This window comes from Sphingopyxis granuli, assembly GCF_001559015.1.
Taxonomy (GTDB): Bacteria; Pseudomonadota; Alphaproteobacteria; order Sphingomonadales; family Sphingomonadaceae; genus Sphingopyxis; species Sphingopyxis granuli.
The window spans coordinates 621,090-641,237 of sequence record NZ_CP012199.1 but is presented as its reverse complement, the minus strand read 5'-3'; the positions used below and the strand labels follow the sequence as shown (position 1 = coordinate 641,237).

Sequence of the window (20,148 nt, the reverse complement as noted above, 5' to 3'; positions counted from 1 at the left end):
CAGCTTCCTCAACTTTGTTATTTGCATATAACGTGTAATGATGATATTCGTCAATGCCATTGAGACATGGAAGGATCGCAGATGGGCAAGCCTTTGATCGTGGTGCTGGGCGCGGGTCTGGGAGGCACGATCGCCTCCTATGAGATCAAGGCTGCCGTCAAAGACCGCGCCGACGTGATGACGGTATCCGATAGCGATACCTACAACTTCATCCCGTCCAATCCCTGGGTCGCCGTGCGCTGGCGCGAGCCTGAAGCCATCCAGGTCCACCTCCCTCCCGTGTTCGCCAAAAAGAAGATCGGCTTCACCTCGGTCGGCGCGAAGCGGCTGCATGCCGGCGAAAAGCGACTCGAACTCAATGACGGCTCATCCATCAATTACGATTATCTTGTAATCGCTACCGGCCCGGAACTCGCGTTCGACGAGATCGAGGGGCTGGGTCCGCATGGCGGCCATACCCTCTCCATCTGCCAGACGCCCCACGCCTCAGCCGCCGCCGATGCGTTCGATGCCTTTGCACAAAATCCCGGCCCGATCGTCGTCGGCGCGGTGCAGGGCGCGTCCTGCTACGGCCCGGCCTACGAATTCGCGATGATCCTCGACACCGAACTGCGCAAGCGCAAGATCCGCGACAAGGTGCCGATGATCTATGTGACGCCCGAACCCTATATCGGCCACCTTGGGCTCGACGGCGTCGGCGATACCAAGTCGCTGCTCGAGAGCGAGCTGCGTGATCGCCACATCAAATGGATCACCAACGCCCGCGTCACCAAGGTCGAGCCCGGCGTCATGCACGTCGAGGAAGTCGGCGAGGACGGCGCGGTGAAGAAGACGCACGACCTGCCCTTCGGCTTCTCGATGATGCTCCCTGCGTTCCGGGGGGTCCCCGCGGTCAGCAATATCGAAGGGCTGGCCAATCCGCGCGGCTTCATCATCGTCGACAAGCACCAGCGCAATCCGGCCTTCCCCGAGATATTCGCGCTCGGTGTCTGTGTCGCCATCCCGCCGACCGGCCCGACGCCGGTTCCGGTGGGCGTGCCCAAGACCGGTTTCATGATCGAATCCATGGTCACGGCGATCGCCGCCAATCTCTCGCTGGTTCTCGACGGCCAGGAGCCGACGGCGGAAGCGACGTGGAACGCGGTGTGTCTCGCCGATTTTGGCGACGGAGGCGTCGCCTTCGTCGCCCAGCCGCAGATCCCGCCGCGCAACGTCAACTGGTCGTCCAGCGGCAAATGGGTCCATCTGGCCAAGGTCGGCTTTGAGAAATATTTCCTGCGCAAGGTCCGCAAGGGCGAGAGCGAGCCCTTCTACGAAAAGCTCGCCATGCACGCGATGGGCATCCGCAAGCTGCGTTTCTGATGCCCCGGCTTCTGGTTTCCCAAGCGAAGGAGTGAGACTGATGACTCTCGATCGTGCCGTGATGGCGTTCGCCGGTTGTGTCGTACTGCTCGGCGTCGTCCTGTCGCTGACCGTGCATCCCTGGTGGATCGCGCTCACCGCCTTTGCCGGCCTCAATATGCTTCAGGCAAGCTTCACTGGTTTCTGCCCGGCTGCGATGGTGTTCAAGGCGTTCGGCGTCCGTCCGGGAACCGCCTTCAAATGACGCTCAGGCGGACGATCCCCCTCCCCCTGCTCGCCGGCCTGCTGGCGAGTGTCGCCATGCCCGCGCAGGCAACGACGCTTGAAGAAGCCATTGCGGCCGCCGTGAACCACGCGCCGGAAATCGAGGCGGCGGGGGCCGATGCCGATGCGGCCGACGCCCGGATCAGGGAAGCACGCGGCCAGGGTCTGCCAACCGCGACGCTGAGCGGGACGATCGGCTATGGACGACTCGATCCGCAGGGTTTCTTCGGGCTTCCGGCGGCCAACGTCACGCCGCGCGCGGCGCAGCTCACTATCGAACAGCCCCTCTTTATGGGCGGCAGGGTCAGCGCCGGGATCGCACAGGCGAAAGCGGGCAGCGAAGCAGCACGCGCCGGTGAAACGATGACCCGCAGCCAGATCGTTGTCGCGACGGTCCAAGCCTATGGCGACGTGCTGACCACGCACCGAATGATAGCGCTCTATGAACAGATGGTCGGCCAGATGGAGGAGATCCAGCGCCAGGCCCGGCTCCGCTTCAAGGCAGGCGAAAGCCCCAGCACCGATGTTGCGCAGGCGGCGGCGCGCCTTGCCGAAGCACAGGCAGCCCTTGAAGGCGCGCGCGGCTTTGCCATCTCGGCCGATGCGCGATTCACCAACCTCACTGGCCTTGCCCCGCAGGATCTCCAGCCCATTCCGGCAAGTCCGGTCCTGCCTGCCTCGCTCGATGAAGCGCTCGACAGCGCCCGCGGGAACAACCCGGCGCTGGCGCAAGCCGAAGCGGCATTGGATGCCGCCCAGGCCGGCGCGCGGGGCGCGCGGGCCGAACGCCTGCCCACGATCGGCGCCTTCGCCGAAGGTTCGACGGTGCGTGACCAGTTCTTTCCCGATTATCGCTCCGATGCCGCCACGGTCGGCGTGCGGGCGCGCTGGCAGATATTCGCGGGCGGGCGAGTCTCAGCCAAGATTACCGAATCCGATAGTGCGGTCAGGGCCGCCGATGCGCGTATGCGCGCCGCACGCGCCGCCGTCGATGAACAGACGATCAGCGCCTTTTCCGGGGTGCGCTCGGCCGCCCTGGTCGAAGCGGCTGCTTCCCAGCAAGCCCTTGCCGCCGGACAGGCGCGCGACAGCGTGCGCCACGAGGTTCGCGTGGGGATGAAGCCCCAGCTCGATCTGCTCGATGCCGAACGCGAGGCAACCGCCGCAGCGGTCAGCGAAGCTCGCGCGCGAAGCGATCGCATCGTCGCGGCTTACCGACTGCTTGCCCTTCTCGGACGCTGAACTTTACAGGAGACGATATGCACAAGGACTGGCCGAAAATGGCGACCGAGCTGAATGGCGCCATCAAGGAAGTGCGGCTCGGCACGCCCGACGTGATGCAGGCCTTTTCCGCCATGGCGACTGCGGCCACCAAGGCCGGGGCGCTCGATGCCAAGACCAAGGAACTGATCGCTCTTGCCATCTCGGTCGCCATCCGCTGCGACGGCTGCGTTGCCTTCCATTCGAAGGCCGCCGTCAAGCATGGCGCCACGCGCGATGAAGTGATGGAGACGATGGGCATGGCGCTCTACATGGGCGCTGGCCCCAGCCTCATGTATGCCGCGCAGGCGGTCGAGGCCTTCGATCAGTTCTCCGATCAAGCGAAACAATAATACGCCGTGAAATCGAAACAGCCGAACACTTGACCGGCAGTGCGCCGAACCGGTCGCGAATTTCGCGACCGGGAACCACGATCATGAACTGGTCGGTGGAGTACGCTCAAGTTCAACGCAAGGTTCAGGAGGCTGCACGGACCTGCGAATAGAGCCGCCGGATGTCTTCGGGTCGCGCAAGATCGTGCCCCGGATTCATCACGGCCGCCGCGCCTGCCGCGATGCCGAAGCGGAACGCTTCTTCGATCTCCCAGCCTGAGGAGATAGCAAAGACCATCGCCGAAAGGAAACTGTCGCCCGCGCCGACCGCGCTTCTGACCTCGATGTCCACTGCGGGAAGCAGGAGTTGGCGCTCGGCCGAGGCAAGGAGAGCGCCCTCGTGCCCCATCGTCACCGCCACATATTGCGCATGACCGCCCCCGACGATCTGCATGGCCGCCCGTCCCACCGACTCCGTGTCGGGAAGATCCCGACCGGTGAACTGGCGCAACTCGCCAATGCTGGGCTTGACGAGGAAGACGCCGCCTTGCTCAAGGCCTCCGCGCAGGCCAGCGCCTGAACTGTCGAGCACGACCGGTATATTGCGTTCCGTCATCATCGCGACGACCTGGCCATAGAAATCATCCGGAATGCCGGGTGAGAGCGAACCGCTCGCGACCAGATAGTCACATTGTGCCGTCTGGAGCTGATTGAGGCACTGCCGCCATTCTGCAGGTTCGACCATCGGTCCGGACGGAACGAGGCGATATTCCTTCCCGCTTTCGCGCTCGAGCACTGCGGTGGCCACCCTGGTATGCCCCTTGATCGGGATACGGTTGCGCACCAGCTGGTGCAGGTCGAGCAGACCATCGAGCGCGTGGCCGGTTGCACCGCCCGAAAGATAGTAGCTCCGCGCGTTCCCGCCGAGCCGGACATAGACACGGGCCACGTTGATTCCCCCGCCACCCGGCGAATAGAATTCTGTCTTCGTCCGCATTTTACGGGTGTGGTAGACATGATCGACTTCATAGGCGACGTCGATCGTCGGGTTCAGGGTGAGGGTCGCGATGTTCATCATGGCCGCCATTGAGGGACCCGGATGGGCTCGGGTCTATCCGGGATTTCCCTAATCGTTACGCTATCGCGGGTCCACGAATGCGAAGGCTCCGATCGAAAGGGTGCGAAGTTCTACCGGGATCGAAAGACCCGCGTTAGCAACCTGACAGCAGCAGCCACCGCCTGCGACCCAAAATCACTGGATAATAGACGAAAGGCGGGAAAATCGCGGCGTTGTCAAAAGATGCCCTCGCGCTTTCCTTATCGGTTAAATCCGATCATTGATCAAATAGGCAAGATATAGCAAGTAGGCACTCACAAACATTCCACCCTCGAACCGCGAAATTTGGCGTCCGCTGATGAATACGGGAATGCAGGCCAGCGCGACCCCCAACATGACCGGGATGTCGACCCGGATCAGTTGCGCGCTGACCTCGATCCCGTTCGACGGAAACAGGCAGGCCGCGCCGAGAATCACCAGAATATTGTAAACGCTGCTGCCGATCAGATTGCCGATCGCGATGTCGCGCTCGCCACGAATCGTCGAAATGATCGTCGTAACGAGTTCAGGAGCGGAAGTACCGATCGCAACGATCGTCAGTCCGATAAAGGCGTCCGATACGTTCCACAACCGGGCAAGCGCGACCGCACCATCCACCAGCCAGTTGGCGCCCACGACGATCACGACGAGGCCGATGGCCAGCATCGCCATTGCGGAGAAACCGTGGCGGCGGGAAAAGCGCGGCGCCGCGAATTCCCGCGCGAACTCCAGCTTCACCGTGATGCTTTCCCGCCGGGCGACGCGAATGACGGTCAGCGTGAAGGCCATTCCCATCGTGATCAAAAACAGCCCCTCAAGGCGCGAGAGCACACCGTCCCAGGCAAAGACGAGTAGCGCGGCCGACGCGATGACGATGACAGGCAGTTCCAGACGCAGCGTCTGCATCCGAATGGCAAGTGGTTGCAGCATCGCGCTGAGGCCGAGGATAAGGAGGATGTTGACGGTGTTGGTGCCGGCGATGTTGCCAACCGCGAGCGAGCCGTTTCCCTGGAGCGCCGCCTCGATCCCGACGGCGAGTTCGGGCGTGCTCGTTCCCAGCGCCACGATCGTGAGGCCGATGAGCAGCGGCGAAACGCCCAGCCGCGCGGCCAGCGCCGAGCCTCCCCTCACCAGCCACTCCGCACCAGCGATCAGGGCGGCGAGCCCCATGAGGCTGGAAACGATCGCCAGCGTCATCCGGCCGGGTTCACCTTGCGCCTGGCGGGATCGGGTACGAGGAGGACATCGCCCGGGACCGCATCAAGGATCTTGCGCGCCGTACTGCCGATCATAGCCTCATAGACGAGGCCACCGCCATGGGTTCCAACGACCGTCAGGTGACGTGCGGCATTTTCTGCACGGTCGCGAAGCAGCGCTTCGGGAACCCCGTGCTCGATCATGCGCGTGACGTTCCGGGCCGCCACATCAGACAGTCCCGCTTCGGCAAGGAACTTGTCGGCCGCAGCCTCGCCATAACCCTCGAATTGCCGTTCGATTTCCGATCGGCCGAGATAGCCCGCGAAGGGCACATCGTAGGCGTGGAAAAGGGAGATAGCCGCATCGGGAAAAAAGCGGACGGCGGTCTCCAGAGCGATCCGGGCGGGCGCGGAGAAATCTGTCGCGACCACCATGGCGCGGTAAGGCTCGAAAGCGCGGTCGCGTACGATCAGGATCGGAACGGGCGCCTTGCGGATCAGCCGGTCCACGGTATCGCCGAGCAGCATCCGGGCCAGCGGCCCATCGCGAGCCACGCCGGTGACGATCAGGCCCGCCTCGCCCTTTCCGGCGATATCGAGGACGACCGGTGCCGGCGAGCCGGTTTCGACGTGGACCGAAATGTCGATTGGCGGCGCCTCGCGAACAAGGTCGTGGTAGATGCGATGGCGCGCCGCCCGCACCGGGTCTTCGAGAGGCCGACGCCAGGACGGCAGATCGCCGAGTCGGACGGACAGCATCCCGTCTTCCGGCGGGTTCAGCGCGTGGATGACCATAAGCTCCGCCCGCCATGCCTGGGCTACCAGCAGGGCGCGATCGAAGGCGCGGTCGCAACGATGGCTGAGGTCGGTCGCGAGCGCGATGCATTTAGGGAAACCGTCACGCGTCATGGCATGTCCTCCTGATTATTAAGTTCGCTAAACCAGCCCAGTCGCCGCATCACATGCTTCTCCACCTCCAGCGACAGCATGAGAAGCATGCCGCACGCCACCAGCAACACCCAGTCCGCGAAGCCCAGCGGCTGCGAGTGGAAAATCGCGTTCATGAACGGCGCATAGGTGAAGAGCGCCTGGCCGATGACGAGAACGCCGATCGCGATCAACACGGCGGGAGTACCGATCGCGCCGCGCCATGTCAGGGACGTCATGTGGAGATAGCGGACGTTGAAGAGGTAGAAGATCTCCGCGATGATGAACATGTTGACGACCATGGTGCGCGCCATCTCCAGGCTCCGGCCTTGCGCCAGAACATGGAAAAAGATTCCGAGAGTGACGGCCGCGAACAGCACAGAGACGAGAAGGACACGCCAAAGCAGGAACGGCGAAAGCAACGGCGCGCCGCGCTCCCGTGGCCGGCGCAACATCGCACCGGGTTCCGTGGGCTCGAACGCCAGCACGAGGCCGAGCGTGGCGGCGAGGACGAGGTTCACCCAGAGGATCTGCGTCGCCGTCATCGGCAGCGCGAAGCCCAGCAGGATCGCCAATACGACCGCCAGTGTTTCACCGCCGTTCGTAGGGATTTCCCAGGAAATGACCTTGCGAATGTTGTCGTAGACCGTTCGGCCTTCGCGAACGGCGCTGACGATCGAGGCAAAATTATCGTCGAGCAGCACCATGGAAGCCGCTTCTTTCGACGCTTCGGTGCCCTTGATGCCCATGGCGACCCCGACGTCGGCCTGCTTGAGGGACGGCGCGTCGTTCACGCCGTCCCCCGTCATCGCGACGATCTTTCCCTGAGCCTGCAGCGCACGGACGATCCGCAATTTATGTTCCGGGCTGGTCCGGGCAAAGACCGAGACATCCGCGACCGCTTGCTCCAGTTCGGTGTCCGGAAGCTTTTCCAGTTCCAGCCCGGTCAGCACGCGCGGGTCGTCGGCAAGGTCGAGTTGCCGGGCGATCGCCAGCGCCGTCGCCGCATGATCGCCAGTGATCATCTTGACGCCGATTCCGGCGGACCGGCATTCGGCGATGGCGTCCTTGACCTCCGCACGAGGCGGATCGATGAAGCCGACAAGGCCCAGGAGGCACACGCCAGTCGAGAGATCTTCGAACGAGATCCGTTCGCTGCCGGCAGGCATTTCCTTCGCGCCGAAGGCGAGAACGCGCTCGCCATCGCTTCCGGCGGTAGCGATGGAACTCTCCCAATAGGAACAATTGTCGGGCGCGGTCATCGCCAAGAGCGCTTCGGGCGCGCCCTTCACGAACAGCAAGCGCGTGCCGTTGGAACCCCGGCAGAGCGTCGCCATGAACCGATGCGCGGCGTCGAAGGGAATCTCGTCGAGCCGCTCCCATTCCGCCCGCTCCTGCTCCGGATCGATGGCCGCCTTCATTGCCAGGGCGAAGAGGGCCCCCTCCATCGGATCGCCCTCGACACGCCATTCCGCACCGACCTTGCGCAGCGCGGCATCGTTGCACAGCAGCCCGCAGCGGATCAGTGGCATCGCATCGGCCATAGCCTCTGCCTGGTCCCCGGACCCGACGATCCGGATTTGACCATCGGGAACATAGCCGGATCCGCTCGCGATCATCGTATGCCGCTCGGTGATGACGCGGCGGGCCGTCATTTCGTTGCGTGTGAGCGTGCCGGTCTTGTCGGTGCATATCACCGAGGTCGCGCCGAGCGTTTCGACGGCCGGGAGCTTTCGGATGACGGCGTTGCGCCCCGCCATCCGCCGCACGCCGATCGCGAGAGTAATCGTGATGACCGCCGGCAGCCCTTCCGGCACGATCCCCACGGCGAGCGCGACCACGGCGATCAGCGCGTCGATCCAATCGTAATTCCGCGCCAGAACGGCAAAGGCGAACAGCGCAAGCCCCCCCGCGAGTACGAACCAGGTGAAGCGCCGGGCAAAACCGTCGATCTGCTTCAGCAGCGGGGTTGCCAGTTGTTCGACCGACTGGATAAGCGAACTGATCCGTCCGATCTGCGTGCGAGATCCGGTGGCAACAGCGAGCCCGCTTGCGTGCCCAGCCGCAACCATCGTGCCCGAAAAGGCCATATTACGCCGATCCGCCAAATCGGTCTGCTCGGGCAGCACCGCTTCCTGCTTTTCGGCAGCCACCGATTCGCCCGTCAGCAGCGCCTCGTCGATAAGCATTCGCCGCGCATGGAGAAGCCTGAGATCGGCGGGAACGCGATCACCGGCCTCGATCATCACGAGATCGCCGGGCACGATCTCGCGGACGGGAATCGTTTGCCTCACGCCGTCACGCACCACGCTGGCCTTGGGCGCGATCATCTGCTGGATGGCCTCAAGCGCCTGTTCAGCCTTTCCTTCCTGGATATGCCCGATCACCGCATTCACGATCACGACGGCGACGATGACCACCGCGTCGATCATGTGATCGAGCAGCGCTGCGGCCAATGCCCCGGCAAGAAGCACATAGATCAACGTGTTATGGAATTGCGCGAGGAACCTAAGGAACACATTGCGACGCGCCGACCGGGGTAGCGCGTTCGGCCCAAAGCGGGCCGATTGCCGATCCACCTCCGGAGAAGAGAGACCCGCACAACCGACGTCGAGTGCCGTGGCAACTTCGCTGGTTGACAGCATATGCCAGCGCACTTCGGAAGTTTCCATGGGTCCTGACATCAAATCTCTTTCGTATTACATCAAACCATCTCGTGTTGAGCATGCGGAGCGAAGACCGTGCGGACCGGTTTCATTCCCGGCCCGCGGTTCCGCGCTTGCGTGCCGCCGATTGAATGGGCTTCAATGCGCAAACAGCAGCGGCAGCGGCGCGCCAGTGAGCAGGTCGCGCGTGACGCCGCCCAGGATCATCTCGCGCAGGCGAGAGTGGCCATAAGCGCCAAGCGCGAGCATCCCGGCGCCACGCCGGTGAGCCGCTTCGACCAGCGCCTCCGCATCCGACACGTCACCGCCCTGGATGGGAACTACGGTCGACGTAAAGCCATGCCGGGCGAGATGGTGGGCGACATCGGCTCCCGGTTCGGAACCGTGGCCCTGGGCCGTCGGCTTCGCATCGAGGATGAGTATATCGATCCTTGCCCCAGGCGCCGCGAACATGGTCGCGTCGCGCAGCGCGTGCGTCGCCTCGCGGGTCGCATTCCAGCCGATCGCCAAGTGATCGATGGCGGCCGGTTTATAGCCGGTGGGCAGGATCAGAACGGGACGCCCAGATGCGAACAGGCAACGCTCAAGCGTATCACGTCGAATTGGCGGATGGTCGTAATTGTCCGAAGGACCGAACAGGACGAGGTCGGCATAACGGGCATAGACCGCGGTCTTGGCGAAGATCACCGCCGGCTGGTCCGAAATCGTCCTCACCTCTACGTTCGTGGAGCGGGCGAGCATCGCGATCCGCTGCTGCTTCGCCTCCACCGCTTCAGTATAATCGGGAAGAAGTACATAAGGCAGTGCAACCGTCAGGGCATAGTCGCTCGCGGGGAGAGCCGACAGCACGACGATGGCAAGGCTGGCGTCGTGGAACTCGGCAAAGGCAAGCGCATCGCGCAAAAACCGCTCGTCCTTGTCTCCGGTATCGACGACGGCGAGAATGTCCTTGATAGCCATATGTCCCTCCAGCTTTGAGCTATTCCTGCTACCCAGCGCCGTGATGGGATTCATTCGGGTGTTATACGTAGCCGACCGGCGCCCCCTTCCATCTGCCGGGCCAGCGCATCGCCAAGCAGTGCGCCAAGAGTGATCGCGTTACTGGCATGCGAGATACTTTCGGTCGTAACCATGCGGCAGCCGACTTCCCTGAGCAAAGCCTCGGCACCAGCCGCGAAGAGGCCGTGAACAGCCAGGCAGATCGGCGGAGGGAAGCCCTGGTCGATGATCTCGCGCGCGGCGTTGGCAAGGGTGTGTCCCGACGAAATCACGTCATCGACGAGGATCGGCGTGCGGCCTTTCCATGCCCCCAGGTCCGAGGCCGCGATAAGGACGTCCCGATCACCGCGCCGCGATTTCGCGAAGACCGCATGGGGCGCTCCGATAAGCCTGGCGATTGCGCCCGCCCACTGCTCGCTCTCGCTGTCGGGTCCTATGATGAGCGGTGCATCGACATTGGCCCGGACCCAGTCCGCCAGAAGCGGAGATGCCGCGAGCGAAGCCGTCTCCATCGAATAGATCTCCCCCAGATCCGCGTAGCGGTGGAGATGCGGATCGACGGTCACGAGCCCATCGAACTCGGATGAAAGGAGCTGGGCGAACTGGCGGGACGTCAGCGCTTCGCCATCCTTGAACCGCCGATCCTGTCGCATATAGGCAAGATAAGGCGCCACGAGATGGACCGACCGCGCCCCGCTCTCGCGCAGCAGCCTTGCAGCAAAGAGCAGCCGCATGATCTGGTCGTCGGGCCGCGCGAGCGTGCATATGACGGCCACGGCTGATCCCGACACCCCGGAGCGGAGCCGGACATAGCTCTCCTGATCGGGAAACCGGCGAACCTCGAGCGTGCCTGTCGCCCACCCGGTATGTTCCGCGATGGATGCGGCCAGCCGTTCGTTCCCGGGCATGGAAAACAGCATCGCCGTCATGGCACGATCGCAAGCATGTCGGCATTGGCGGCGGCGTAGGTCAGCGCATAAGCCATTTCACCCTGCGACTGGGCGTGGAGGGTCAGCAAAGGCTGGCCAGCGATAACGTCGTCGCCCAGGCGAACATGAAGAAGCATGCCCGCGGCCGGCGAGTCGGGCGCGCCCGCCAGCTTCGCAAGGCGCGCTATCCGGCGATTGTCGATATGGGTGACGCGGCCGCTATGCGCCGCCAGGATCGGATGGGTGAGCCTGGCCGTGGGCGGGGTGCGCATGCCGCCCTGGGCCTGGCATATCCTTTGGAACCTGTCCCAGGCGCTGCCGTCGGCCAATGTGCGTTCGGCGCGCGCGCGTCCCTGGCCTTCTTCCGCGACCTTCCCGAGTTCGAGCACCACGCCGGCGAGCGTGCAGGCGCGGTCCCGAAGGCCCGGCGGAGCATCGGCATCGCCTGTCAGCACCGCCAGCACGTCGCGCGCCTCCAGGGCGGGCCCGATCGCCCGGCCGACGGGCTGGGTGCCATCGGTCTGGACACAGCGGATAACAAGGCCAAAACGGGCGGCGACGGCGCCAAGCGTGGCTTCCAGCCGTTCGGCCGCCGCGACGCTGCGCACCTTGGCGGTCGGCCCGATCGGAATGTCGAGCACCACATGGGTCGCGCCCGCCGCTATCTTCTTCGACAGAACGGAGGCGATGAGCTGCCCCTCCGTATCGATGTCGAGCGCGCGTTCCACGCCGATGAAGATGTCATCGGCGGGACTGAGGCAGACCGCGCCGCCCCAGGCGAGGCAGCCGCCCTCGACCGCCACCACGCGCTGCATGGCGCCAAGGTCGAGATCGACCCGGGTGAGCGTCTCCATGGTATCGGCCGTTCCCGCCGGGGACGTGATCGCCCGCGACGACGTCTTGGGCATGGTCAGACCGCAGGCGGCAGCGATGGCGACGACGATCGGGCTCGTGCGGTTGCCCGGCAGACCGCCAACGCAATGCTTGTCGACGACGATCTCGCTCGGCCAGCGCAAACGGTCGCCGGCCTCGACCATCGCCCTGGTGAGATGGTAGGTCTCGTCCTCGTCGAAGGGAAGCGTGGCGGTAGCCGTGAGGAAGGCGGCGAGGTGCACATCGGCATAGCGGCCCGCCACCACGTCACCGACGATGCTGGTCAGCGCGGCCCCGTTCAGCCTGTGTCCGTAGATGCGCTGGCGGACGCAGGCGATCGATTCGAGGGGCGGCGCATGACCGACCTGGACAACGGTTCCCTCCTCCACGCCAAGCGCGACCCAGGCCGCTTCGGACAGACCGATCTCGTCGCCGGCCAGGAAGTCGCCCTCCACCTGATAGAGCGTGGCCGCGATCGGCTGGCTGCCGTTGCGGATATAGACCTGGGTGTGCGCGGCAAGGCCCTCGGCATGGCACACCGGGCTGTCGGTCCGCATGATCGCGACCAGCTCATGATGCGTGTGAAGGCGCAGCCGGCGCGCGCGCGCGAACGATGGTTCCGCCGGTTCGGAACTCCCTATATTCGGATGGAATTGCTGCGCATCGCCCGGAATATCGCTGGAAACCCCGATCACGTGTCGATCACCACCTTCAAGGCATGAGTATCGGCTGCGCGCGCGAACGTCTCATACGCCTCCAATATGTCCGACAACACGAAACGATGGGTGACGAGCTGTTCGGGCCGCAGGCGCTTGGCCTCGACCGTCTTCAGGAGCATCGGCGTGCTGACGGTGTCGACGAGCCGGGTGGTGATGGTGATGTTGCGCGACCAGAGTTCCTCCAGATGGAGGTCGACCTTGGCGCCGTGGACACCGACATTGGCAATTACCCCGCCGGGCGCGACCAGTTCTTCGCATAACGCGAATGTCGCAGGGATCCCGACTGCTTCGATAGCCGTATCGACCCCCTTGCCGTCGGTGAGCTCTCGAACCAGGCTCACGACCGGATCACGTCCGCTGTTGAACGTGTCCGTCGCGCCGAACTTGCGCGCGACGGCGAGGCGATTGTCGTCGAGATCGATCATGATGATCCGGGCCGGTGCATAAAATTGCGCAGTCAGCAGGGTCGCCAGGCCGATCGGTCCAGCGCCGACGATCGCGACGCTGCTGCCCGGTGCAACCTTCCCGTTCAGGACGCCGCACTCATAGCCCGTCGGAAGAATGTCGCTCAGCATGACGAGGGCATCCTCATCGGCCCCCGGCGGGATCGCGTGAAGGCTGTTGTCGGCATGGGGGATGCGCACGAATTCGGCTTGCGTGCCATCGATCCTGTTGCCCAATATCCAGCCGCCCTCGACGCAATGCGAATACATGCCGCGCCGGCAATATTCACACCGGGCACAAGAGGTGATGCAGGAGATCAGGACATGATCTCCGGGCTTGAAGGCTCCAACCGCGGTTCCGACCTCCTCCACGATCCCGACACCCTCATGTCCGAGGATCCTGCCCGGCTCGCACGTCGGCACATCCCCCTTCAGGATGTGCAGGTCGGTGCCGCAAATGGTGGTCTTCGTGATCCGCACGATCGCATCGCCGGGTGCCTGCAAGGCCGGCCTCGGGCGATCCTCGAGACTCTTCTCGCCGGGGCCATGATAAACGAGAGCTTTCATGATCTCCTCCGTTCAACCGTTAGACGGGTTCGCCAGTCAGTGTACGAAAACGATCGGCAGGCGCTGATGATCGATCAGTTCCCGCGTCACGCCGCCAAGCACGAACTCGAGTGCGCGCGAACGCCCATAGCCACCGATCACGAGCACATCGGCTTTCTGCTCCACTGCGTAATTCTGAAGGACAGCCGACGTATCCTTACCGGATGAGCTGATCGGACAAACGCCGCCGCTATGGCCATGTCGCGCGAAAAGGCGGGCGATCTGGACACCGCCCCGGTGCTCCCCGGATTCGACACCCGGATCATCGACAATCGCAACGTCGATACGGGCATCGGGTTCGGCCAGATTGAGAAGCGCCCTCGCGGCGCGGAACGATTCAAGTGATGCGTTCCAGCCCAATACGGCGTGATCGATGGGACCAGGATTCCAGGAGGCCGGCAAAATGACCGTCGGCACGCCCGTAAACAGAAGCGCCTCGGAGATACGGCGCCTCAAGCCATCCCTTTGCCAGCGCCCGACACCCGGAATCAGCGCGATATCCGCGTACTGGCCTTCAGCCTTCACGAGACCGGGTATCAGCCCGCTGGCCTCGAACACCGAGTGAACCTCTACTTCGATCGCGGTATTCCTGGTTCGTTCGCGAACGGCCGCCAGATGTTCGTCGCGCTGGTCCTCGGATACCGTGATGGCCTGCGCGAAAGCCATCGCATCAGCCGCCGCGGCGAATGCGAGATTTTCGGTCACGACGACGATCGTAAGCGCCGCTTCATGCATACCGGCATAGGCAAGCGCCTGATCAACGGCGGTCAGGGAATGCTCTGCACCGTCCACGACGACGAGCACATGTTTGATCTGTGAAATGCTGCTCATGATCGCATCATGGCCCCGGCCATTGATGACCGCACTCCGTAACTTTACAGAGGCACCGCGTGACGCGCACTCGCCCCTGGGGCCGTGAAGAGGGCGCTTCGCGGCGAGTGCATACTCAAGCCTTCGCGTAGTTCGATGGCACCAGGACGGCCGCTCCAACAACGGCGCCACTGCGCAACCGCTCAAGCGCGACATTGGCTTGAGCCAGCGGAAAGACCGTCGTCACGGATTTGACGTTGGCTTTCTGCGCGATCTCGAAAAAGCTTGTGCCGTCTTCGCGGGTCAGATTAGCCACCGATGCAATGGTTCGCTCACCCCAGAGGTCAGCATAGGGGAACGACGGAATGTCGCTCATGTGGATCCCTGCGCAGATCACCCTGCCTCCCTTGTGGACTGCACGCAGCGCGCGCGGAACAAGATCACCGACGGGGGCAAAGAGGATCGCCGCATCGAGTTCCACGGGCGGGTCATCCTCCGATGATCCGGCCCAGGCGCAGCCGAGTGATCGCGCAAAAGCCTGTCCCTCGTCGTCTCCCGCCCTGGTAAAGGCATAAACCGCCCGGCCCTGCCACAGCGCAATCTGGGCGATGATATGCGCGGCGGCGCCAAATCCGTAGAGACCGATCCGCGTTCCCTCCCCCGCAGCGCGCAGGGACCGCCAGCCGATCAGCCCGGCGCACAGCAAGGGCGCGGCTTCTTCATTGGAAAAGGCGTCGGGTATCCTGAAGCAGAAGCGAGCGTCCGCAACCGTATGGGTCGCATAACCGCCATCCCGGGTGCATCCCGTGAATGCGGGACTATCGCACAGATTTTCATGACCTGTTCGGCAATAGTCGCAATGGCCGCAGCTATGTCCGAGCCAGGGAACGCCGACGCGATCACCGATCGCGACATCGGCGACCCCTTCCCCCGCCGCAACAACGATGCCGACAATTTCGTGCCCGGGAACGATGGGGAGGCGGGATTCGATCTCCCCATCGACGATATGCAGATCGGTTCGGCAGACGCCGCAAGCAGCGACCTCGATGAGAAGCTCGCCTCGACCAGGCGTTGGAACCTGTCGCGCAACGAGCCGCAGCGGCGTGCCGACCGCTTCGAGCTGCATCGCGAACATCTCGGTCATAGTGATTTCTTCGCCTGTTCGCGCCGCGGGGTCACGCTGCCGACGCGGCACGCGCCGCCATGCCCTGCGCCATGTTCGACAAGGCTTCGGCCATCTTGACGCCCAGGGCAGGATCTACCGTCGAATCAGCGATGGCGCGGCGCATCGCGTCACACCACTGATCCGCTGTCTCACCAGTGATCGGCAGGCGCGCATGGGCCGACATCATGCAAACGCCAGGGTGATCATCAAACCAATCTCGCGGTCCGCCCAGCCATGCGTTGAGAAAACCGGCAAGCGAAACGCGCATCGGCCCCAACTCCGGGGCGTGTAGCGCACGCAACTCCCGATAGGCGTCCTCCTGATCCATCAGATCATAGAAGCGGTCTACGATATTCCGGACGACGACGGCCCCTCCAACCAGATCATAGGGCGCCTGCTGTTTCTGTTCCGCTGCTGTCACACGTTTCTCCTGTTATGCTGCGCACTCCCTTTTGGTCGAGCGTCGTTTCAAATGCGCTTTCCCACGCCCGTCAGCCTGGCAAGCGCGCCAGTCAGCGCATGTTCCCGCAGGGGCTTTTCCAGAACCTGGGCGAACCCCTGCGCCAAGGCACGCTCGGTCAGTTCGGCCGATGGGAACGCGGTGATGAGTATGGCTGGACCCGGCCAGCCACGTTCGCGCAGGCGGCAAAGCACCTCGATGCCATCGCTCTGCTCCAATCGAAAATCAGCAACGAAGCAGCAGGCATCCCCCGATAACGGATCGTCCAGAAGCGCCGCACCAGCCGCATAGGCCCGGACGTCAAAACCCTGCGCACGAAAGAGAAGCTGCAGTGAACGGCGAACACCGGCGTCATCCTCGACCAGAAGAAGACGCGGGCGTTCCCGCAACGGGGCCGCAATATTCTCGCCTGACATCTCACACCATCGGCCCAGCGGCATTGCTGGTCCCTCGGACGATGTCAGGAAACGATCCCCGGGTCGCTACGTAAGTGTCCCGATCCTCAGCCCGTGATCCCCGCGGAAAACGCGATACGGAGCGCCTCCGACAGGCTGCGAACGCCCAGCTTGGTCATGAGGTTGGCGCGATGCACCTCTACGGTGCGCGGCGAAATCCCAAGATCATAAGCGATCGTCTTGTTTGGCAGTCCTCGCGCAAGCCCCTTGAGCACATCCTGTTCGCGCCCGGACAGAGCGGCGATGCGGATCGTTGCGTCGGCGGCGCGGGTTGCCCTGCCTTCAACGTCGGCAAGCCGTTCGAAGGCACTTTCAATAGCCGCGAGCAACACCGCCTTCTCGAACGGTTTCTCGATGAAGTCGACTGCGCCGGCCTTCATCGCGCTTACAGCGATCGACACATCGCCATGCCCGGTCAGGATGATGACGGGCATCGCGATACCGCGTTCGTTCAATTCCTTTTGGACTTCGAGCCCATCCATCTGAGGCATACGCACATCGAGGAGAATGCAGCCCTCGGCCGCGTTCCTCACGTCTTTCAGAAATTCAACACCGGAGGACCAGGTTTCGACCGAGAAACCTGATTTCTTGAGCATGAAACCGGCAGATCGACGGATTGCATCTTCATCGTCGACGATGTGGACGATCCGCTTATCCTCCATAAGATTGCTCCCTATCTGCCCTGACCAGTGTGAAATGGAATTGCGTGCCGCCCCCTTCCGCAGGCTCCATCCAGATGCGCCCGCCATTGGCTTCGACAATCGTTCGACAAATCGAGAGACCCAACCCCATGCCGTCCGACTTGGTGCTGACAAAGGCCTTGAAGAGCTGGGCAGCGACCTCGGGGGCCATTCCCGTGCCGGTATCGGACACCGTGACACGCACAAAACCCGCCTGGTCGGGACCGGTGCGGATGGTGAGCACAGGCCTGGCGCGCGCATTCATGGCCTCGACCGCATTGCGGATCAAGTTCACGAGGACCTGCTGGATCTGGACCTTATCGACGAGGACCGTCGCAGCTTCGTGATCGATGTCCATGCGGGTTTCGATCGATTTCTCGCCCGCGCCCATCAGGCCGAAGGCAGCCGCTTCGTTAATGAGGTTGGGCAAGTTCTCGACAGTCTTCTCGACCTCCCCCCTGGCAACGAAATCACGCAAACGGCGCACGATATGACCCGCGCGCATCGCTTCCCCCGCGGCGTCTGTCAGCGCCTCCCGGATGTCGGGCAGATCATCGGGATCTGGCTGGTCGAGCAGGTCCCGGACCGCTTCGAGATAGTTGGCTACGGCGGTGATCGGCTGATTCAGCTCATGGGCGAGCGTCGACGCCATCGTCCCCATCGCGCTGACGCGCGCGACGTGGATCAGTTCGGATTGAAGCTGCTCTAGCCGCTCCTGTGTCCTTTGGCGATCCGTCAGATCGCGAATGAAGCCGGTGAACAGCCGCTGGCTCTCGCCGGCCGCTTCTCCAACCGACAACTCCATCGGGAAGGTCGTCCCATCCTTTCGCAGTGCAAAAACCACGCGTCCGATCCCGATGATGCGCCTCTCTCCTGTACGCAGATAGCGCTCGAGAAAACCGTCATGGCGTTCGCGATAAGGCGAGGGCATCAACATGCTGACATTGGAACCCAGGACTTCCTCCTGAGTGTAACCGAACAAACGCTCGGCCGCCGTGCTGAACGACACCATCGTGCCGCCTTCATCGATGACGATCATTGCATCGGGGACCGTCGACAAAATCGAACGAAGATGCGCTTCACTGTTGCGAAGAGAGCTCAGCGTTGCTCGCTGGTCGGTGATGTCGTGGACAATTGTCGCGAAACCGCCCAACGATCCGTCGGGTTTTTTCAACGCGGTGATGGAAATGTGAGCCAGAAACTCACTGCCATCCTTACGAATCTGCCACTCGTCGATCTCGATCTTGCCACGGTGTTGTGCTTCGGCAAGCAAGGACGTCGGCTTGCCGCTGGCGACGACATCGGCCGGATAAAACCGATCTGTAAGCTGGCCGGCCATCTCGGCCTCTGTCCAGCCTTTCAGACGCTCGGCGCCCCCGTTCCAGATCGTGACCCGTCCTTCAGCATCGAGCATATAGATCGCATAATCTTCCGCCCCATCGATGAGCAGGTTCAGTTCTGCGGCCAGCATCCTCGTCCCGTCCGCGAGATCGCGAGCGCGTGAGAGAGTACGATGGTGATTCCGCCAAAGCAGAGCCATGGCGGCGAGAAACAGGAACAGGGCAACCCACTGTTCTGCCACGGTCGGCCAACCGTCAACGATTGCGAGCGTCGTAAGGGTAACGAGCGTGACGCCCGCCAACACCACGATATCCGGCCTGAGCGCCACGAGCACCATACCGGCCACGCCGAGAGAGACGAAATAATGAACGCTCTCGTCGATCTGCCGGCCAAGCTGCCATCGTGTGACCACCGCGATGACGGCGATAGCCAGTCCCGCAAGGGACGCGGTCAAAAGCCGGGCATGGATCGAACGGTCAACCAGTGGCGCAATGGCACCCGCTTGCCATGAATGGAGGAATTTCCCGGATCGCGGAGCGGTTTTAATGATGACTCTGCCTCTTCGTCGTCAGAAGGAAGCAGCAAGCGCTGATACCCCTTTCTGTCTCAAGCCTATCAACAGCGCCTCGTGCGATCCATTAAAATTGGCAACCATCTCAACGATGATGTTACTTGCTTTGGAGTTCAGCGCTGGAAACATGTCCAGACCGTCGCATCCACGAGCTTCAAACCGTCGGCGTTCTTTAGGCCGGGCTCTTCGGATTGTCATCATCCGTGCGACTTGCGCGCTGCTACCTGAACCAATGGACCCGCGGGTCCATTGTGAGATGGTGAGCGCCCCAAACGCCCCTCAGTAACTTTCCGGATAGAGCCCACCCAGGCAACCGCATAGCCTCCTCCTCGCTCGAGGGCCGGATCGCTGTTGGCCTGATTCATCGGCCATCCCCCCCGCCCAATCCGGACCTCGAGCATTCATTTCGCAGGAGGTCCGCCATGAATGATCAGGTTCCAGCGACCACGTCCAAGGCCAATCCGATCAGCCCAATTCTCGATCATCCGGTTGATTGGCTTCGCACGGAGATTGACCGCCTCTTCGAAGATTTTGGCCGCCCCGCCGCCAGTCTGTTCGGTGTCGGCAATCGATCTTCAATCGCGCCAGTTCCGGCTGTTGAACTTGTCGATGAGGACAAGGCCTATCGCCTCACCGCCGAGCTCCCTGGCCTGTCCGATGATGATATCGATATCAGCGTCGCTGACGGTCTCCTGACGATAGCCGGCGAAAAGAAGGAGGAGACCGAACGCAAGGACAAGGGCTATGTATTCAGCGAACGGCGATATGGCTCCTTCCGGCGCCAGGTATCCTTGCCCAGCGACGTTGACCCGAACGCGATCACCGCTGCATTCAAGGATGGTGTCCTCACCGTCACACTGACCAAGGATGAAAATGCGCCAGCGCGGAGTCGGAAGATCGAAATCGGGCAGGCATAGCAGTTTGCCGGAGGCTTCGACGGGACCTCGGCACCACGCAGACCCGCAAGCCGACGTCATAACCCTTCTCGAGGGAC

19 protein-coding genes are annotated in these 20,148 nt (G+C 63.0%); 5 read left to right on the top strand and 14 right to left on the bottom strand.

The genetic code is table 11. From position 1 onward, the window contains the following. Positions 1 to 81: 81 nt before the first annotated feature. From SGRAN_RS03010 to SGRAN_RS02995, 4 genes are read left to right on the top strand one after another with little or no spacing between them, the layout of a single operon-like run. Complete coding sequence (locus tag SGRAN_RS03010) at positions 82 to 1,362, top strand: NAD(P)/FAD-dependent oxidoreductase (RefSeq protein ID WP_030090333.1); 1,281 nt, start codon at positions 82 to 84, stop codon at positions 1,360 to 1,362. A gap of 40 nt (positions 1,363 to 1,402) precedes the next feature. Beyond that, entirely contained in the window at positions 1,403 to 1,606 is a 204-nt protein-coding gene (locus SGRAN_RS03005; RefSeq protein ID WP_021246224.1) for a YgaP family membrane protein, read from the top strand. Further along, entirely contained in the window at positions 1,603 to 2,868 is a 1,266-nt protein-coding gene (locus SGRAN_RS03000; RefSeq protein ID WP_030090332.1) for a TolC family outer membrane protein, read from the top strand. The genes SGRAN_RS03005 and SGRAN_RS03000 overlap by 4 nt, the downstream gene beginning before the upstream one ends. Before the next feature lie 17 nt (positions 2,869 to 2,885). After that, a complete protein-coding gene (locus SGRAN_RS02995; RefSeq protein WP_030090331.1) occupies positions 2,886 to 3,239 on the top strand; it encodes a carboxymuconolactone decarboxylase family protein in 354 nt (117 codons plus the stop codon). A 124-nt stretch (positions 3,240 to 3,363) separates the two neighbouring features. Here SGRAN_RS02995 and SGRAN_RS02990 read toward each other — a convergent pair whose 3' ends face one another. The 14 genes from SGRAN_RS02990 to SGRAN_RS02925 all read right to left on the bottom strand — a co-directional run bounded on the left by SGRAN_RS02990 (position 3,364) and on the right by SGRAN_RS02925 (position 19,037). Then, positions 3,364 to 4,296, bottom strand: a complete 933-nt coding sequence (locus SGRAN_RS02990) for a 1-phosphofructokinase family hexose kinase (protein ID WP_030090330.1) — start codon at positions 4,294 to 4,296, stop codon at positions 3,364 to 3,366. 246 nt (positions 4,297 to 4,542) lie between these two features. Beyond that, positions 4,543 to 5,511, bottom strand: a complete 969-nt coding sequence (locus SGRAN_RS02985) for a calcium/sodium antiporter (protein ID WP_030090329.1) — start codon at positions 5,509 to 5,511, stop codon at positions 4,543 to 4,545. Further along, positions 5,508 to 6,419: a universal stress protein gene (locus SGRAN_RS02980; protein WP_021246219.1), complete on the bottom strand. Its 912-nt coding sequence runs from the start codon at positions 6,417 to 6,419 to the stop codon at positions 5,508 to 5,510. The genes SGRAN_RS02985 and SGRAN_RS02980 overlap by 4 nt, the downstream gene beginning before the upstream one ends. Beyond that, positions 6,416 to 9,121, bottom strand: a complete 2,706-nt coding sequence (locus SGRAN_RS02975) for an HAD-IC family P-type ATPase (RefSeq protein ID WP_030090327.1) — start codon at positions 9,119 to 9,121, stop codon at positions 6,416 to 6,418. Before SGRAN_RS02975 ends, SGRAN_RS02980 begins: the two co-directional genes overlap by 4 nt. A gap of 120 nt (positions 9,122 to 9,241) precedes the next feature. Then, positions 9,242 to 9,556, bottom strand: a complete 315-nt coding sequence (locus SGRAN_RS23225; RefSeq protein ID WP_374411714.1) for a universal stress protein — start codon at positions 9,554 to 9,556, stop codon at positions 9,242 to 9,244. A 557-nt stretch (positions 9,557 to 10,113) separates the two neighbouring features. Then, a complete protein-coding gene (locus SGRAN_RS02965) occupies positions 10,114 to 11,031 on the bottom strand; it encodes a ribose-phosphate diphosphokinase (protein WP_030090325.1) in 918 nt (305 codons plus the stop codon). Next, entirely contained in the window at positions 11,028 to 12,599 is a 1,572-nt protein-coding gene (locus SGRAN_RS02960; protein WP_425454911.1) for a thymidine phosphorylase family protein, read from the bottom strand. The genes SGRAN_RS02965 and SGRAN_RS02960 overlap by 4 nt, the downstream gene beginning before the upstream one ends. Continuing rightward, positions 12,596 to 13,633 carry a zinc-dependent alcohol dehydrogenase family protein gene (locus tag SGRAN_RS02955; protein WP_013846844.1) on the bottom strand — a complete coding sequence of 346 codons (1,038 nt, stop codon included), beginning with the start codon at positions 13,631 to 13,633 and terminating at the stop codon, positions 12,596 to 12,598. Before SGRAN_RS02955 ends, SGRAN_RS02960 begins: the two co-directional genes overlap by 4 nt. 36 nt (positions 13,634 to 13,669) lie before the next feature. After that, on the bottom strand, positions 13,670 to 14,503 hold the full coding sequence (locus SGRAN_RS21470) for a universal stress protein (protein WP_013846845.1): 834 nt from the start codon (positions 14,501 to 14,503) through the stop codon (positions 13,670 to 13,672). A gap of 115 nt (positions 14,504 to 14,618) precedes the next feature. After that, the gene (locus SGRAN_RS02945; protein ID WP_013846846.1) at positions 14,619 to 15,626 is read right to left on the bottom strand and encodes a zinc-dependent alcohol dehydrogenase family protein; all 1,008 of its coding nucleotides are present in this window, start codon (positions 15,624 to 15,626) and stop codon (positions 14,619 to 14,621) included. A gap of 31 nt (positions 15,627 to 15,657) precedes the next feature. Then, positions 15,658 to 16,068, bottom strand: a complete 411-nt coding sequence (locus SGRAN_RS02940; RefSeq protein ID WP_013846847.1) for a group II truncated hemoglobin — start codon at positions 16,066 to 16,068, stop codon at positions 15,658 to 15,660. Positions 16,069 to 16,115: 47 nt separating this feature from the next. Beyond that, on the bottom strand, positions 16,116 to 16,547 hold the full coding sequence (locus tag SGRAN_RS02935) for a response regulator transcription factor (protein WP_013846848.1): 432 nt from the start codon (positions 16,545 to 16,547) through the stop codon (positions 16,116 to 16,118). Between the two features lie 62 nt (positions 16,548 to 16,609). Continuing rightward, the gene (locus tag SGRAN_RS02930; protein ID WP_013846849.1) at positions 16,610 to 17,224 is read right to left on the bottom strand and encodes a response regulator transcription factor; all 615 of its coding nucleotides are present in this window, start codon (positions 17,222 to 17,224) and stop codon (positions 16,610 to 16,612) included. Continuing rightward, a complete protein-coding gene (locus SGRAN_RS02925) occupies positions 17,214 to 19,037 on the bottom strand; it encodes a PAS domain-containing sensor histidine kinase (protein WP_013846850.1) in 1,824 nt (607 codons plus the stop codon). The genes SGRAN_RS02930 and SGRAN_RS02925 overlap by 11 nt, the downstream gene beginning before the upstream one ends. Before the next feature lie 539 nt (positions 19,038 to 19,576). On the opposite strand from SGRAN_RS02925, the gene SGRAN_RS02920 reads away from it, so the two are divergent. After that, positions 19,577 to 20,071 (top strand): Hsp20/alpha crystallin family protein, encoded by a 495-nt coding sequence (locus tag SGRAN_RS02920; protein ID WP_013846851.1) that lies wholly within the window; start codon positions 19,577 to 19,579, stop codon positions 20,069 to 20,071. Positions 20,072 to 20,148 lie beyond the last annotated feature (77 nt).

Bases quoted from the DNA above. Each gene is read 5' to 3' on its own strand.
- SGRAN_RS03000 (WP_030090332.1), top strand. From the start codon at position 1,603: ATGACGCTCAGGCGGACGATCCCCCTCCCCCTGCTCGCCGGCCTGCTG.
- SGRAN_RS02945 (WP_013846846.1), bottom strand. From the start codon at position 15,626: ATGACCGAGATGTTCGCGATGCAGCTCGAAGCGGTCGGCACGCCGCTG.
- SGRAN_RS23225 (WP_374411714.1), bottom strand. From the start codon at position 9,556: ATGTTCGCGGCGCCTGGGGCAAGGATCGATATACTCATCCTCGATGCG.
- SGRAN_RS02995 (WP_030090331.1), top strand. From the start codon at position 2,886: ATGCACAAGGACTGGCCGAAAATGGCGACCGAGCTGAATGGCGCCATC.
- SGRAN_RS02980 (WP_021246219.1), bottom strand. From the start codon at position 6,419: ATGACGCGTGACGGTTTCCCTAAATGCATCGCGCTCGCGACCGACCTC.
- SGRAN_RS03005 (WP_021246224.1), top strand. From the start codon at position 1,403: ATGACTCTCGATCGTGCCGTGATGGCGTTCGCCGGTTGTGTCGTACTG.
- SGRAN_RS02985 (WP_030090329.1), bottom strand. From the start codon at position 5,511: ATGACGCTGGCGATCGTTTCCAGCCTCATGGGGCTCGCCGCCCTGATC.
- SGRAN_RS02990 (WP_030090330.1), bottom strand. From the start codon at position 4,296: ATGATGAACATCGCGACCCTCACCCTGAACCCGACGATCGACGTCGCC.
- SGRAN_RS02935 (WP_013846848.1), bottom strand. From the start codon at position 16,547: ATGCCGCTGGGCCGATGGTGTGAGATGTCAGGCGAGAATATTGCGGCC.
- SGRAN_RS02965 (WP_030090325.1), bottom strand. From the start codon at position 11,031: ATGACGGCGATGCTGTTTTCCATGCCCGGGAACGAACGGCTGGCCGCA.
- SGRAN_RS21470 (WP_013846845.1), bottom strand. From the start codon at position 14,503: ATGAGCAGCATTTCACAGATCAAACATGTGCTCGTCGTCGTGGACGGT.
- SGRAN_RS02955 (WP_013846844.1), bottom strand. From the start codon at position 13,633: ATGAAAGCTCTCGTTTATCATGGCCCCGGCGAGAAGAGTCTCGAGGAT.
- SGRAN_RS02930 (WP_013846849.1), bottom strand. From the start codon at position 17,224: ATGGAGGATAAGCGGATCGTCCACATCGTCGACGATGAAGATGCAATC.
- SGRAN_RS03010 (WP_030090333.1), top strand. From the start codon at position 82: ATGGGCAAGCCTTTGATCGTGGTGCTGGGCGCGGGTCTGGGAGGCACG.
- SGRAN_RS02975 (WP_030090327.1), bottom strand. From the start codon at position 9,121: ATGTCAGGACCCATGGAAACTTCCGAAGTGCGCTGGCATATGCTGTCA.
- SGRAN_RS02920 (WP_013846851.1), top strand. From the start codon at position 19,577: ATGAATGATCAGGTTCCAGCGACCACGTCCAAGGCCAATCCGATCAGC.